The sequence below is a fragment of the Microbispora sp. NPDC046973 genome (assembly GCF_040644495.1).
Lineage (GTDB): Bacteria > Actinomycetota > Actinomycetes > Streptosporangiales > Streptosporangiaceae > Microbispora.
Genome location: NZ_JBEYWQ010000003.1, coordinates 388,706 through 403,396 on the forward strand (window position 1 = coordinate 388,706; position 14,691 = coordinate 403,396).

14 protein-coding genes are annotated in these 14,691 nt (G+C 71.7%); 9 read left to right on the forward strand and 5 right to left on the reverse strand.

Annotated elements, in window-relative coordinates; all coding sequences use genetic code 11:
• Window positions 1-10: 10 nt before the first annotated feature.
• From ABZ860_RS08930 to ABZ860_RS08940, 3 genes are all read left to right on the forward strand, one after another.
• A complete protein-coding gene (locus tag ABZ860_RS08930; RefSeq protein ID WP_357217123.1) occupies window positions 11-841 on the forward strand; it encodes a permease-like cell division protein FtsX in 831 nt (276 codons plus the stop codon).
• A gap of 80 nt (window positions 842-921) precedes the next feature.
• Window positions 922-1,854: a glycosyltransferase family 2 protein gene (locus ABZ860_RS08935; RefSeq protein WP_357217126.1), complete on the forward strand. Its 933-nt coding sequence runs from the start codon at window positions 922-924 to the stop codon at window positions 1,852-1,854.
• Window positions 1,851-2,933 (forward strand): glycosyltransferase family 4 protein, encoded by a 1,083-nt coding sequence (locus ABZ860_RS08940; RefSeq protein ID WP_357217128.1) that lies wholly within the window; start codon window positions 1,851-1,853, stop codon window positions 2,931-2,933. Before ABZ860_RS08935 ends, ABZ860_RS08940 begins: the two co-directional genes overlap by 4 nt.
• On the opposite strand, the gene ABZ860_RS08945 is transcribed toward ABZ860_RS08940, so the two are convergent.
• On the reverse strand, window positions 2,897-3,850 hold the full coding sequence (locus ABZ860_RS08945) for a lysylphosphatidylglycerol synthase domain-containing protein (RefSeq protein ID WP_357217131.1): 954 nt from the start codon (window positions 3,848-3,850) through the stop codon (window positions 2,897-2,899). The two genes, ABZ860_RS08940 and ABZ860_RS08945, sit on opposite strands and share 37 nt — an antisense overlap.
• Window positions 3,851-3,993: 143 nt before the next feature.
• Here ABZ860_RS08945 and ABZ860_RS08950 point away from each other — a divergent pair, with 143 nt between their 5' ends.
• The 3 genes from ABZ860_RS08950 (at window position 3,994) to ABZ860_RS08960 (ending at window position 7,147) form a co-directional block, all read left to right on the forward strand.
• Window positions 3,994-4,848, forward strand: coding sequence for a class I SAM-dependent methyltransferase (locus ABZ860_RS08950; protein WP_357217134.1), 855 nt, complete (start codon window positions 3,994-3,996; stop codon window positions 4,846-4,848).
• On the forward strand, window positions 4,845-5,771 hold the full coding sequence (locus ABZ860_RS08955; protein ID WP_357217137.1) for a lysylphosphatidylglycerol synthase transmembrane domain-containing protein: 927 nt from the start codon (window positions 4,845-4,847) through the stop codon (window positions 5,769-5,771). The genes ABZ860_RS08950 and ABZ860_RS08955 overlap by 4 nt, the downstream gene beginning before the upstream one ends.
• 230 nt (window positions 5,772-6,001) lie before the next feature.
• Complete coding sequence (locus ABZ860_RS08960; RefSeq protein ID WP_357217139.1) at window positions 6,002-7,147, forward strand: glycosyltransferase family 1 protein; 1,146 nt, start codon at window positions 6,002-6,004, stop codon at window positions 7,145-7,147.
• Here the strand turns inward: ABZ860_RS08960 and ABZ860_RS08965 are convergent, their stop codons facing one another.
• The 3 genes from ABZ860_RS08965 to ABZ860_RS08975 all read right to left on the reverse strand — a co-directional run bounded on the left by ABZ860_RS08965 (window position 7,148) and on the right by ABZ860_RS08975 (window position 8,469).
• Window positions 7,148-7,600 (reverse strand): hypothetical protein, encoded by a 453-nt coding sequence (locus ABZ860_RS08965; RefSeq protein WP_357217142.1) that lies wholly within the window; start codon window positions 7,598-7,600, stop codon window positions 7,148-7,150.
• Window positions 7,601-7,870: 270 nt separating this feature from the next.
• A complete protein-coding gene (locus ABZ860_RS08970) occupies window positions 7,871-8,056 on the reverse strand; it encodes a hypothetical protein (RefSeq protein ID WP_357217145.1) in 186 nt (61 codons plus the stop codon).
• On the reverse strand, window positions 8,035-8,469 hold the full coding sequence (locus ABZ860_RS08975) for a hypothetical protein (protein ID WP_357217147.1): 435 nt from the start codon (window positions 8,467-8,469) through the stop codon (window positions 8,035-8,037). The genes ABZ860_RS08970 and ABZ860_RS08975 overlap by 22 nt, the downstream gene beginning before the upstream one ends.
• 823 nt (window positions 8,470-9,292) lie before the next feature.
• Here ABZ860_RS08975 and ABZ860_RS08980 point away from each other — a divergent pair.
• Window positions 9,293-10,396, forward strand: a complete 1,104-nt coding sequence (locus ABZ860_RS08980) for an NDP-sugar synthase (protein WP_357217149.1) — start codon at window positions 9,293-9,295, stop codon at window positions 10,394-10,396.
• Between the two features lies 1 nt (window position 10,397).
• Window positions 10,398-11,381: a DNA-3-methyladenine glycosylase 2 family protein gene (locus ABZ860_RS08985; protein ID WP_357217151.1), complete on the forward strand. Its 984-nt coding sequence runs from the start codon at window positions 10,398-10,400 to the stop codon at window positions 11,379-11,381.
• On the opposite strand, the gene ABZ860_RS08990 is transcribed toward ABZ860_RS08985, so the two are convergent.
• Window positions 11,366-11,800 carry a hypothetical protein gene (locus ABZ860_RS08990; RefSeq protein ID WP_357217154.1) on the reverse strand — a complete coding sequence of 145 codons (435 nt, stop codon included), beginning with the start codon at window positions 11,798-11,800 and terminating at the stop codon, window positions 11,366-11,368. The genes ABZ860_RS08985 and ABZ860_RS08990 overlap by 16 nt on opposite strands.
• A gap of 147 nt (window positions 11,801-11,947) precedes the next feature.
• On the opposite strand from ABZ860_RS08990, the gene ABZ860_RS08995 reads away from it, so the two are divergent.
• Complete coding sequence (locus ABZ860_RS08995) at window positions 11,948-14,581, forward strand: bifunctional FO biosynthesis protein CofGH (RefSeq protein ID WP_357217157.1); 2,634 nt, start codon at window positions 11,948-11,950, stop codon at window positions 14,579-14,581.
• The last annotated feature ends 110 nt before the right edge of the window (window positions 14,582-14,691 follow it).

The following is a 14,691-nucleotide window of genomic DNA, read 5'->3' on the forward strand; positions in this document are numbered from 1 at the left end:
GGTTCGGCGTGTGAGTTCTCCCGCGACGGAGGAATTGTCCTTCGGCGACGATCGTCGTGAGCCGGAATCTCGGACGAACCCCTTCCGCAAGCCGCTGGTCGTCGCCGGACTGGTGGCCGTGCTCGTCGTGGCGCTGGCTGCGGGAGGGGTGGTCGCCTACCGGGCCTCCCGGGAGCCGTCGCCGCCACCTGACGGACCGTGGCCCCGGACCGGTACGTTCCTGATCCACCTGTGTGGGTCGTCCGGCGAGTACTGCGAGGGCGCCGCGACGGCGGCCCAGCGGAGGGAGGTCGAGCGCGCGCTCGCGAGCCACATGGAGACCCGGGGATACCGGCGGCTCACGGCGGCGCAGGCCCTCGCCATCGCTCGCCAGGACCGGCGCATCGGCGACGTGCTCGACGAGTACCTGCTGCGGCGCGCGGTGTACGGCGGCGTCCTGGCGCCGGGGGATTGGCGGCGGGCCCTCGGCGAGGTGCAGCGTCTGCCGGGAGTCGAGTATGTCGAGTCCTACCGGGACGACTTCTGGTGGGGCAAGGCCGACGTGGCGGTCCGGCTGTGCCGGAAGGACTGCGAGGGCGGCACGGCGGACCGGCAGGCCGTGCTCGACCGCATCCGCGCGCTGCCGGGTGTGGACGAGATCTACTTCGAGGACGCCGAGCATGCCGCGACGGTCATGCGTCAGACGCAGTGGTGGGAACCGCCCGAGATCTTCCAGGCGGACCTGATGCCGGAGGCCTTCCACGTGAGGTTCGCCGGCCATTGGGACTTCGCGCAGGTGCAGCGGGCCCTCGCCGGGATGCCGGGCGTCGTGAAGGTGGCGCGGCACGTTCGCCCCCTGTAGCGGCGGCGAGTTCGGGCGGCGGGAGTGAGGAGATTCGAAGTGAGACCGCGATTTGGTGGGGCAGAGTACCCTAGCCGGACGTGACCACGCCCGAGACCTCTGGAAGCGCCGTGACTCCCGCAGAAACCCCGTACGTCACGATTGTCCTGCCTTGTTACAACGAGCAGGACCACGTCATCGACGAGGTCGAGCGCATCTGCGCGGCCATGGACGCCAGCGGGTACACCTACGAACTGCTGGCCGTGGACGACTGCTCCACCGACGAGACGCTCGCGCGCCTGCAGGAGGCCGCGCCGCGCTTCCCGCACATGCGGATCAGGGCGTTCCACCGCAACGGCGGCTCGGGCACCGTACGCAGGATCGGCAGCCAGGAGGCCCGCGGCGAGATCGTCGTGTGGACCGACGCCGACATGAGCTACCCGAACGAGCGTATCCCCGAGCTGGTCCAGATCCTGGAGAAGGACCAGACGATCGACCAGGTCGTGGGCGCGCGCACCACCGAGGAGGGCTCGCACAAGTTCCTGCGGGTGCCCGCGAAGTGGTTCATCCGCAAGGTGGCCGAGCGGCTGGCCGGGCAGAAGATCCCCGACCTCAACTCGGGCCTGCGGGCCTTCCGCAAGTCGGTGGCCAAGCCGTACCTGCGGCTGCTGCCCCCCGGCTTCTCCTGCGTGACGACGATCACGCTGGCGTTCATGTCGAACCAGCACGACGTCTACTACCTGCCGATCGAGTACTCCAAGCGGGCCGGGAAGTCGAAGTTCAACTTCGTCTCCGACGCCTACCGCTACATCCTGCAGGTGCTGCGGATGGTGATGTACTTCAACCCGCTCAAGGTGCTGATGCCGCCCGCGCTCTGGCTGGTCGGCATCGGTTTCGTCAAGGGCCTGTACGACGTGATCCGCTACGGCTTCTACCTCACCAGCAACGCCATCGTGATCTTCATATCCGGCATGCTGATCGGGGCGGTCGCCCTGCTGGCCGACCTGATCGTGCGGTCGAGAGGTGATGTGTGAGGATCGCGATCGTCGGCCCGACGTATCCGTACAAGGGCGGCGGGGCGCAGCACACGACCGAGCTGGCCCACCGGCTGCGGGCGCGGGGCCACGACGTGGTCATCGAGTCGTGGCGGGCGCAGTACCCCTCGTTCCTGTACCCCGGGCAGCAGACGATCGACAGCCCAGAGGGCGAGCCCTACCCGGGCACCCGCCGCGACCTCGACTGGCGGCGGCCTGACGGCTGGGTGGCCTGCGGACGGCGGCTGCGCGGGGCCGACCTCGTCGTGCTCGCCGTGCTCAGCCCGGTGCAGGTGCCCGCGTACCTCGGCATCCTGTACGGCCTGCGCGGCCGGGCCCCTGTGGTGGCACTGTGTCACAACGTGCTGCCGCACGAGAGCAAGCCGTACGACAGGCCGCTGATGAAGGCGCTGCTGCGCCGGGTGGACGGCGTGCTCGCCCATTCGGAGCAACAGGCGGACCTCGCCCGCGCGCTCACCGCCGCGCCCGTCCGGGTGGCCGCCCTCGCGCCACATCTGCCGGCGCGCGGCGCGCGGGAGACGGCGGGCCGGGATCCCCGGGGCAGCCTGCTGTTCTTCGGCATCGTCCGGCCCTACAAGGGGCTCGACCTGCTGCTCGAGGCGCTCGCGCAGGTGCCCGGCGTACGGCTCACGGTGGCCGGCGAGTTCTGGGGCGGCCTGGAGGACACCCGTGCCCTGATCGCCCGGCTCGGTCTGGCCGACCGGGTCGAGATCCGGCCGGGATACGTGGCGGCCGAGGACGTGCCCGGGCTGTTCGCCGGGGCCGACGCGCTGGTGCTGCCCTACCGGTCGGCGACCGCGAGCCAGAACGTGTGGCTGGGTCACGAGCACGGCGTGCCGGTGATCGCCACCCGGGTCGGGGCGCTGCCCGACAACGTACGCGACGACGTGGACGGGCTGCTGGTGGAGCCGGGGTCGGCCGGCGCGCTGGCGGAGGCGCTCAAGCGGTTCTACGAGCCGGGGACGCCCGAACGGCTGCGGGCGGGCGTCGCGCCCGTCGATCCCGAGCCGCACTGGGCCGTCTACCTCGACACGTTGCTGGCCGCGTCGGGGAGCTGACCGGCCGGGGCGGCGCGGCCGCGGGCGAGCAGGAAGCCGAGCCCGGCCCAGGCGGCGTCGGCGACGGTGAACATCACGCGGGACACCACGGCGATGGCCAGCGCCCTCGGCGTGTCGAGCACCGGCGCCAGCGCCACGACCATGGCGCCCTCCCGCACACCGATCCCCGCGGGGACCACGACCGTGAGGATGCCCGTGGCCCAGGCCAGCGCGTACGCCCCGGCGGCGACGGCGTAGAGGGACGGGCCCGCCGGGCGCACGCCGCCGACGAGCACCCACAGGTGCACGCCGTAGACCAGCCACCCCACCATCGTCCAGGCGGCGGCCTTGGCCATCTCGGCGCCGCTGAGCACGCGGTCGAGCGGCTCCTTGCGGGCGACGCGCAGGGCGAGGTTGAGCCCCCACGTCATCACCCGTGGGTGGAGGCCGACGAGGATGACCGGGACGAGCGCGAGCAGCCACCACGCCTGCCTGGCGATCTGCTGCGACAGCGTGGCCGCGGCGAGGGCGAGCGCGCAGCCCAGGGAGGTCACCAGGCCGAGGGCGGTGGCGCTGAACGTCCGCCGCGGCGGCGCGCCGTGGTCGCGGGCCAGCTCGATCATCGCGGCGAACGCCCAGACCGAGCCGGGGATGTACTTGCCGAGCTGGCCCACGAACAGCACGCGCGCGGCCACGCGCAGCGGCAGGGGCGAGCCGAGCCCGGCGAGGATGTCGCGCCAGGCGACCAGCATGAACCCCAGCCCGGCGAGCACGGCCAGGAACGAGACCCCGAGCGACCACCACGACAGCCGCGACAGGGCGGCCGAGGTCTCCGTCCAGTTCCGGGCCAGGCCGTACGCCAGGAAGGCGAGCGCGACCAGGGCCAGCAGCACCCGCAGCAGCGGGCTGGAGCGCAGGCGGTTCAGCAGGCGCGGCACGGGCCCCACAGTAAAGCCTGAAGCTACTGATCGGTAGGTCCGCCGCGCGGGTTGTCCACAGGGTCGGCTGATCGGGAGACGGGGGCGGCGCGGGCACGGGTACTGTTGGGCAGCGTGAAGACGAGGGTGAGCGGAGGACGAGGGTGAGCGCGGAACGCGCGGCCCAGCTCGAATACTCCGAGTTCCAGGCCGCGATGCTCGACGAGGACAAGCGCAGGCGCAAGGCCGCGAAGATCATCGCTGTGCTCGCGCACTTCCTGGGCAGGGACGCGGTCAAGCCCGGCGAGGCGCTGTCGGGGCTGACCGTCGGCGACGTCGGGTGTTCGGCCGGGTTCATCGCCGACGAGCTCGCCGCCGCGGGCGCGCGCCGCACGCTCGGGCTCGACATCGACGTCCCGGGCCTGCGCAAGGCGTCCGACCGGTTCGGCGAGCGGGTCGCGTTCGTCTGCGCCGACGGTTCCCGCCTGCCGTTCCCGGACGGCTCGATCGACGTGCTGGTCTTCAACCACATCTACGAGCACGTGGTGGACCCCGACGCCGTGATCGCCGACATGCACCGGGTGCTGTCCGACGACGGCGTGCTCTACCTGGGCCTGGGCAACCGCCTCGGAGTCATGGAGCCGCACTACAAGCTGCCCTTCCTGTCCTACCTGCCGCCCGCCGCGGCCGACCGCTACGTGCGGGCGTTCGGCCGGGCCGACCACTACTACGAGCGCTTCCGCACCCGGCCGGGGCTGCGGCGGATGCTGGCGGACTTCCACGTGTGGGACTACACGTTCCCGGTGCTGGCCGCGCCCGAGCGGTTCGCCGGGGGCGAGCTGTTCCCCGGCGCGGTCGGCCGCGCGGCCAAGGCCACGCTGGAGCGGACCCCGCGCCCGGCCCTGCGGGCGCTGCTGCCGGTCGTCCCCACCTACCTGTGGGTCGCCACCAAGACACCCCGCCGCCCCCTCGGCGCGCCGCTCCCGCAGCCGCCCGAGCCGGTCCGTACGTCCCGATGAGCCGCCGCAAGGCCTTACGCGCGCTGTTCCTGCTCGTAGCGCTGGGATTCGGCGTCTGGGCGGTGGCGAGCCAGTGGACCGCCGTGGCGGACGGGTTCGCCCGCCTGTCGTGGGCGGAGCTCGCCGGCTCGCTGGTGGCCGTGCTCGGAGCCCTGCTGGCGGGGATGCTCATGTGGCGGGCGCTGCTGACGGACCTGGGTTCCCCGCTGGCGTTCACCGACGCGTCCAAGATCTTTTTCGTGGGCCAGCTCGGCAAGTACATCCCCGGGTCGGTGTGGCCGATGCTCGCGCAGATGGAGATGGGCCGCGACCACGGCATCCCCCGGCCGCGCAGCGCGGCCGCCTTCTTCCTGACCTACCCGATCTACCTTGGCACCGGCCTGCTGGTGGCCGTCGTCACGCTGCCGGTGCTCGCCGGGCAGTCGGTCGCGAGATACGCCTGGCTGCTGCTGCTCGTGCCCGTGATCGCCGCCGCCCTGCATCCGAAGGTGGTCAACGGCGTCATCGCGTTCGGGCTGCGCAAGCTGCGCCGCCCGCCGCTCGAACGGCCGCTCACCCGGCGCGGCGTGCTCGTCGCCTGCGGCTGGGCCCTGGCGGGGTGGGCGGCGTACGGCGTGCACCTGGCGCTGATCGTGCACGGCCTGGGGGCGGGCGGGCCCTCGGCCGTGATCTTGAGCTTCGGCGCGTTCGCGCTCGCCTGGTGCCTGGGGTTCGTGTTCGTGATCGCCCCGGCGGGCGCCGGCGTGCGGGAGGTCGCGATGGTGGCCGCGCTCGCCCCGGTGCTCGACCGGCCCGCCGCGATCGCCGCCGCGCTGTGCTCCCGGCTCATCGTGTCCGTCGGCGACCTGGTGTGCGCCGGTGCCGCCGGTCTCGCCTCCCGGCGCGCGGTCCGTACGCGGGAGGAACCCGTAGCACGGGCCTGAACCCGTGGAATCGGCGCGGGTCGCACGCCCTGAGAGATGATCCTCATGTGATATCACTCACGTTTCGGGGGACGCCGGAAATAGAGTGACAGGGAGGGATGCGGGGGAAGGCGTCAGTTCGTGGCGCGGGGCCCCTGGCCCCTGCCGGAACACCGCCGGAACCAGCGGGGCCGCGCGGGCGGGGAGCGATCCTCCCGGCCGGTGCGGGCCCAGTGAGGGGAGCGATTCATTTGACACCCCGGGTGCTCGTCGACGCCGCCGCGGTCCCCGCCGATCGCGGCGCCCTGATCAGGTATGTCGATGGACTGGTCGCGGCCCTGCACGAGGCGGGCGCGGACATCGCGGTGGTCTGCCAGCGTGCGGACGCCGAGCGGTACGCCGCGTTGGCCCCCTCGGCGCGGATCCTCTCCGGACCGCCCGCGATCACCAACCGGAACAAGCGGCTGGCCTGGGAGCAGACCGGGCTGCCGGTCCTGGCCCGGCACGCCGGCGCCCAGGTGATCCACGCCCCCTACTACTCGATCCCGCTGGGCTCGGGCCTGCCCACGGTGGCCACCGTGCACGACGTCACCTCGTTCACCGACCCCGACCAGCACGACCCCGTCAGGGCCTCGTTCTTCCGGTCGGCCACCCGCACCGCCGTACGCCACGCCAACCGGGTGATCGTGCCCTCGAAGGCCACCATGGACGAACTGGTCCGGGTGCTGGACGCCGACCCCACCCGGATCGACGTCGCCTACCACGGGGTGGACCCCACGTTGTTCCACCCGCCGGCGCCCGAGGACGTGCGCCGGGTGGCCGGGCGCATCGGCCTGCACGGCCGGCCGTACGTCGCCTATCTGGGCGCGCTGGAGCCGCGCAAGAACGTGCCGAACCTGGTGACCGGCTTCGGCCGGGCGGTCGCCCACCTGTCCTCGCCGCCCGCGCTCGTGCTGGCGGGCGGCCCGGCGTGGGACGAGGAGGTCGACGCCGCCGTCGCCGCGCTGCCGCCCCGGGTGAAGGTCGTGCGTCCCGGCTTCCTGCCCTTCGCCGACCTGCCGGGCTTCCTCGGCGGGGCGCTCGTGGTCGCCTCCCCGTCGCGGTGCGAGGGATTCGGGCTGCCGGTGCTGGAGGCGATGGCCTGCGGCGCGCCCGTGCTGACCACCCACCGCGCCTCGCTGCCGGAGGTGGGCGGCGACGCCGTGGCCTACACCGAGCCCGACGCCGACAGCATCGCGCGGGCACTGCGCGCCCTGCTGGAGTCGCCGGAGCGGCGCGAGTCGCTGGCGCAGGCGGGCGTCACCCGCTCGCGCGAGTTCACCTGGCGGCATTCGGCCGAGGCCCATCTGCTCGCCTACCAACGGGCCGCCGAAGCCGCGGACCTGTTGCAGGGCTGATCAGTGATCCGGGGCCTCTGGGGGCATTCCATCGCCGTCCCGCTGGTAGATGATGTCCGGCTCTTGGACATCTTTTTCGCGCTTCGTCCGCCCCAGTAGGCCGACACGTAGGTGGTCGTCGGTGTCGGTCTCGGACGGGTGGACGTAAGTCGCGATGCCGTCCTGGTGTCCGGTTACCAGCCATCCCTCCGGCCTGGCGTCATAGACGGAGAAGTCGCCCAAGTGCGTCCCGGGCACAACGTGCCCCTTGCTTCGAAGGAATCTGCGGGCCTCCTGCCCGACGGTCCCCGGTGGCAGGTGCCGTTGGAACACCACCGTGCCGTTCCGAAACAGCACCCAGCGGTCGTCGGGCTTCCAGAGCACCTCTTGCACCCAGGCGATCACCTGATCCTCGCTCGGAGTCGAGGACGGCCGTGCCCGGTGCCGGAACAGCTTCCTCAGCACGATCATCATCCTCGCTCTCTCGACGTTACGGCTTATAGCGAGGGTTCTCCTGGCTCAGGCCGGTCGGGGTTCGCCGCCTGACCTCGAAACCCTCTTTCTCTTGACAAGCTCCCTGGTCGTGGTGAGCCGGTTGAGTGCTTCAGTCCTCATCTTCCACCCCAGGGCCATAGTTCCGACCCCATGAAACTTCCCGATAAGCAACTCCCGAACCACGGTTTCGGCGAGCCTGCCGGCTATTCTTAGGACGCTTCGATCACCTTCCGGGCCGTGGGTTCAGGCTCAGGTTCCCCTGCGGCCATCCAGGATCGCTCGCCATTGGCGTTCGATATCCGCATCCGGCACCAGCGGAGAAAAGTTCTCATCGAACATCGAAACCATCTCGCGAGACTCGATCATGGATAGCCCGATCGCTTCACTGAGAACCCTCATCAGGTTGAGGGGAGTCAGCTTGAAGGATTCGTCCACTGCGAGAAAGCTGAGCAGATCAATGAAACGGCATCCTTCGTGAATGCGCTGACGGACGTCAGCTGCAACATCTTCCATCTAACCCCCTGCCGTGCGAAGCGGACCAGGACGTTCGTGTATGCGCCCGGGTCGCCTACGACATTCTGCGCCTGGACATTTGTGAAGCCGTGTCGTGCCGCCATCTTACCGGTGAAGGCATTCGCCGCAGCCTCTTCAAGGGGCATGCCGCCCCGAACCATCTGATTGAATGTATTGAGGTTGCTGGGCATCGCGGGCACCCATTTTCCTTCGATCGCGGAAATGTTTTCCACGCCGAAGTGGTTGACTCCGTCGTCGAACATTTGAGAGCCGCGTGGAGTTGTCGGGCCTTTTTCGATTGCCAGACTGAGAACGCCGTCCTTGGCGGTGGCCATCACTCCGCCTTCCGAACCTCCATAAAAGTTCGCGTATTCCCCACACAGTCCACCGGTGTTGTGGACGAGGACCGGGGTCGGCGGGAGCCCAGCCGGCGCCCCGGCGGATCCGGACCGGGAGCGGACTCTGCTCGAGGGTGAACGTCCCGTCGCTGTTGGCGAACACGGTCCGGTTCTCCGTGCGCTGATCGAGCACCTCGACCGGCTGCCCCGAGTCGCGGGCCGCTCGGGACGCCGTGGCCTCGTCGGGCTGCGCCGCCGGAACCGGCTCGGCCTACGCGCGGGCCGGCGGGGTCAGGGGCGACAACGCGGCGACGAGCAGCGCGAACGCGGGCATGACACGGTGCAGCCTCAAGCAGGACTCCGAGAGAAAGGAGGGAGGTCCCCGATGACGGGGTGAAGGGGAATCGGCGCCTTCGGGTGCTCTTGGCGCGCCGACACATGTAATGCGCCGGTTAAGAGGAGAGTCAAACCGCGTTGTGGTGATTGCTTGCCGGGCGAGAACGCGGCGAACCGCCGCTGCTGCGTCGATTCCCGTCATGACCAGTCGCGTTGTGACGGCATGGGTGCGGCCGGCAGGCGATCGCGGGCCGGTGACAGGTGAGGCCTATATGTCCGAGCGGACATGATGCGAAGCCGATCCGCCGAAAACTGTGATGCCGGTCCCGAATTTCGGGCATCCGTTTCCGCTGCTCATGTTGCGGCGAAAATTGCCCCCGCCTATGTTTCCTGAACGGGGATTCCGTGCATCGTGCGAAACGTCCGGACAACGGTCGGCGGCGGCGAGCCATACGAAGGGCCCGGCTAGGCTACCCTCGCGGCTGTGAGGGAGAGTTCTGTGCGGTCGCCGGACGGTCTTGAGGCGATCCTTCTCGTGGGCGGCCAGGGCACGCGTCTGCGGCCGCTGACACTCAGCACGCCCAAGCCGCTGCTTCCGACGGCGGGGGTGCCCTTCCTCGCGCACCAGCTGGCCAAGGCGCGGGCGTACGGGGTGCGCCGGGTGGTCTTCGCGACGTCCTACCGGGCCTCGATGTTCGGCGAGGCGTTCGGCGACGGGTCGGGCTTCGGCCTGGAGATCGTCTACATGACCGAGGACACCCCGCTCGGCACCGGCGGCGCGATCCGCAACGCCGCGCGGGCGCTGACCTGCCCGCCCGAGGCGCCGGTGCTCGTGCTGAACGGCGACATCCTGTCGGGGCACGACATCGCGGCGCAGGTGGACCTGCACGTTTCACGAGGGGCCGCGGTGACCCTCCACCTTACGGAGGTGGACGACCCGTCGCGGTTCGGCTGCGTGCCGACCGACGACGACGGCCGGGTCAGCGCCTTCCTGGAGAAGACGCCCAATCCCGTGACGAACCGGATCAACGCCGGCTGCTACGTGTTCCAGCGCTCGGTCATCGACACGATTCCCGAGGGCCAGGTGGTGTCGGTGGAGCGGGAGACCTTCCCCGGGCTGATCGCGGCCGGTGAGCTGGTGCTCGGCTACGCCGACACGTCCTACTGGCTGGACGTGGGCACGCCGGCGGCGTTCGTGCAGGGCTCGGCCGACCTGGTGCTCGGCAAGCTCGGCTCGCCCGCGCTGCCCGGTCCTGTGGGCGAGAGCCTCCTGCTGGACGGCGCCGTCGTGTCGCCCGAGGCCAAGGTCACCGGGGGCACGGTCGTCGGCGCCCGGGCCACGGTCGAGGCCGGTGCGAGCGTGCGCGGCAGCGTGCTGTCCGAGGGCTGCCACGTCGCGTCCGGCGCGACCGTCGTGGACTCGGTCGTCGGCGCCGGCGCCCGCGTCGCCTCCGGCGCCGTGCTGCGCCAGGTCGTCGTCGGCGACGGCGCGCTCATCGGCCCCGGCAACGAGCTCACTTCCGGTATGCGCGTCTGGCCCGGGGTAAATCTCCCCGAGTGCGCGGTCCGCTTCTCCAGCGACGTCTGAAATGATCCGCACGGCTTCCACCGGACGGCGAAGCGAGCGGCGCTGGCGGCCGTCCGCGCCGTTCGACCTCGCGCTGACGTTGTCGCCGCACCGGCACGGGGGAGGCGACCCGGCCTGGCGGCGTACCCCGGACGGGGCGGTCTGGCGCACCTCGCGCACCCCCGAAGGGCCCGGCACCCTGCGCGTGACGGCGGGCCGCGGCGAGGTCCTCGGGGAGGCGTGGGGGCCGGGGGCGGACTGGCTGCTGGAGACGCTCCCGTCGCTGCTGGGTGCCGACGACGACGTGGCCGGCTTCGCCGCGATGCTCGCGCGGCTCACCCGCTCGGGCGATCCGCGACAGGCCCGCGCCGCCGCGTTCGTCGCGGGCCTGGCCGACCGTGCCGCCGGGCTGCGGATCGGGCGCTCCCTGCGGGTCTTCGAGGCGCTCGCGCCGGCCGTGCTGGAGCAGAAGGTGGTCGGCAGGGAGGCGTGGCGGGCCTGGCGGTTCCTCGTCCGCCGGTACGGCGAGCCGGCCCCCGGCCCGGCCCCCGAGGGCATGTACGTGATCGCGCCGCCGGAGGTGTGGCGGGCGATCCCGTCGTGGGGCTGGCACCGGGCCGGCGCGGAGGCCGTACGGGCCAAGACGATCGTCAACGCGGCCCGGCACGCCGAGAAGCTGGAGCGCACCACGGAGGCGTCGGCGGAGGCGTCGGCGGAGGCGGACCGCCTGCTGCGGGCGCTGCCGGGGATCGGCGTGTGGACCTCCGCCGAGGTGCGCCAGCGGGCCCATGGCGACCCGGACGCCCCAAGCGTGGGCGACTTCCACCTGCCGGGCATCGTCGGCTACGCGCTGACCGGCAGGAAGACCGACGACGACGGCATGCTCGAACTGCTCGAGCCGTTCCGGGGGCACCGCCACCGCGTGGTCAGGCTGATCGAGCTCAGCGGCGTCAGGCCGCCGGCGCGCGGCCCGCGCATGGCCCCGCGCGACTACAGGGCCTTCTGACCACGTCCGGCGCGCCGCGCGCCGCCGGCCTCGCCCGTCCGCAGGTCCTGGTTGATCCCGCAGTGCTCGACCCCCGCATGGCACGTGCCGCTGAGGGTGTTGGTGAAGAAGCCGACGCTCGACTCCTGCTGGAGGCCGGCGAACGCGAGGCCGTTGTTGCCGGCGGCGGCGTTCACGTTGCGCCTGCCCATGGACACCTGCCGGGGGGCGCTGGCGATCGCGGGCGTGTTGGCCGTGTTGCGGCCGTCCGTGACCTGCTTGGCGTGGCCCTTGCCCGATCCGTGGCCGTGCCCGGCGTACGGCGCCGCGAACGCCTCACCCGCGAGCGGCGCCGACAACCCGATGACGAGCGTCGCGACGGCCAGCGACCGGGCCACCGAGGCCAGACAAAACGCACTATTCACCCTGATACCGGCCATCGGTTCCCCGCCTGTTCATCGATCTCGCTCCATCGCTCATACCCTGCGGCCGCAAACTCCCCGGCGGGCGCACACCATGACTTCCCCCGTGCGGACGGCCGGGGGCTGAGTGCGCCGGACGGACCCACGCCTCATAGGGTGCGGCGTATGACGGCGAAGCGACCCCCGAACGTCAGCTCCGACAGCGGCACCCGCCGAGCGCTCGCGCGGGCCAGGGACGGCAAGACCCTCGACCTCGGCGAGGCGGCGATCCTGCTGCGCGCCCGCGGCGACGACCTCGACGCCCTGCTCGCGCACGCCTCACGGGTCAGGGACGCGGGACTGGAGGCAGCGGGCCGGCCCGGCGTCATCACCTACAGCCGCAAGGTGTTCATCCCGCTGACCCGGCTGTGCCGGGACAGATGCGGCTACTGCACGTTCGCCACCGCGCCGCACAAGCTGCCCAGCGCCTTCCTGTCGCCCGACGAGGTGCTGGAGATCGCCCGCCAGGGCGCGGCGATGGGCTGCAAGGAGGCGCTGTTCACGCTCGGCGACCGGCCGGAGGACCGGTGGCACCAGGCGCGCGAGTGGCTCGACGCCCACGGGTACGACGACACGCTGTCGTACGTCCGGGCGATGGCGATCCGGGTGCTGGAGGAGACGGGGCTGCTGCCCCACCTCAACCCCGGCGTGCTGACCTGGAAGGACCTGCAGCGGCTCAAGCCGGTCGCGCCCTCGATGGGCATGATGCTGGAGACCACCTCACGGCGGCTGTTCACCGAGAAGGGCGAGGCCCACTACGGCTCTCCCGACAAGGACCCGGACGTGCGGCTGCGCGTGCTGGAGGACGCCGGCCGCTCCAGCGTGCCGTTCACGACGGGCCTGCTGATCGGCATCGGCGAGACGATCGAGGAGCGGGCCGAGTCGATCTTCGCGATCCGCCGGGTGGCCAGGGAGTACGGCGGCATCCAGGAGGTGATCGTCCAGAACTTCCGCGCCAAGCCCGACACGGCCATGCGCGGGATGCCCGATGCCGACCTGCACGAGCTGGCCGCGACGATCGCGGTGACGCGGCTCGTGCTCGGCCCGAAGGTCCGCGTGCAGGCGCCGCCCAACCTGATCGGCGAGGAGTACGCGCTGATGCTGCGGGCGGGCATCGACGACTGGGGCGGGGTGTCCCCGCTCACGCCCGACCACGTCAACCCCGAGCGCCCGTGGCCGCAGATCGACGACCTGGCGGCCCGCACCGCCGCCGCCGGGTTCACGCTGCGCGAGCGCCTCACGATCTATCCCGAGTACGTGCTCGCGGGGGAGCCGTGGCTCGACCCCCGGCTCACCGGGCACGTCGCGGCGCTGGCCGATCCCGCCACCGGGCTCGCGCGGGAGGACGCGGTCCTCCTCGGCCGTCCCTGGCAGGAGCCCGACGGGGGCCTCGGCGGGCTCGTCACCGGCGGACGGGCCGACCTGCACACCGCCGTCGACGCCGAGGGCCGGACGGGCGACCGCCGCGCCGACTTCGACAGCGTCTACGGCGACTGGGAGGCCCTGCGCGAACGCCTGCCCAGCGGCGGACGAGACGGGTCGGTCGGGGCGGACGTGCGGGAGGCGCTGCGGCAGGCCGAGGCGGACCCGGCGCGGCTGACCGACGAGCAGGCGCTGACGCTGCTCGACCTCGCCGGGGACCAGTCGGGGGCGGGCGCCGACGACGCCGGCCTGGACGAGCTGTGCCGGATCGCCGACGGGCTGCGCCGCGAGGCGGTGGGCGACGACGTCACCTACGTCGTCAACCGCAACATCAACTTCACCAACGTCTGCTACACCGGCTGCCGGTTCTGCGCGTTCGCCCAGCGGCGCACCGACGCCGACGCCTACACCCTGTCGCTGAGCGAGGTGGCCGACCGGGCGCAGGAGGCGTGGGAGGCCGGGGCGACCGAGGTGTGCATGCAGGGCGGCATCCACCCCGACCTGCCCGGCACGGCCTACTTCGACATCGCCCGCGCGGTGAAGGAACGCTGTCCCGAGATCCACGTGCACGCGTTCTCGCCGATGGAGGTCGTCAACGGCGCGAGCCGTACGAACCTGTCGGTCGAGGAGTGGCTGCACGCGGCGCGGGAGGCGGGGGTCGACTCGCTGCCCGGCACGGCCGCCGAGATCCTCGACGACGACGTGCGGTGGGTGCTGACCAAGGGCAAGCTCCCGGCCCGGGAGTGGATCGAGGTCATCACCACCGCCCACCGGGTCGGCATCCCGACGACCTCGACCATGATGTACGGCCACGTGGACACCCACGAGCACTGGGTGCGCCACATCCGGCTCATCCGGTCGATCCAGGAGGAGACGGGCGGGTTCAGCGAGTTCGTGCTGCTGCCGTTCGTGCACCACAGCGCCCCGATCTACCTGGCGGGGATCGCCCGTCCGGGGCCGACCGCGCGCGAGAACCGGGCCGTCCACGCGCTGGCGCGGATCATGCTGCACGGCGCGATCCGCAACATCCAGTGCTCCTGGGTGAAGCTGCGCGACGACCTGTGCCGGGACGTGCTCGCCGGAGGCGTGAACGACCTCGGCGGCACGCTCATGGAGGAGACGATCAGCCGGATGGCCGGCTCGGAGAACGGCTCCTACAAGACGATCAGCGAGATCGCGGCCATGGTCGCGCCGACCGGCCGCCCGCTGCGCCAGCGCACCACGTCGTACGGCCGGCCGAGCGAGGAGCGGGCCGAGGCGGCCAGGCGCAGCGACGGGGTGTGCCAGTCGGTCCGCAGGCCGCTGCTCACGGTCTCTCCCCTCGCACGGCAGGAGTAATTGGACGAGCTGTATATAACAAGTTCTATTTCGCTCTTGCGCCGCACGCGGGGTGGGCGGGCAGAATCGCAATGCCGCTGCACCGGTCATGAGAACTGGGAAGGACCCAC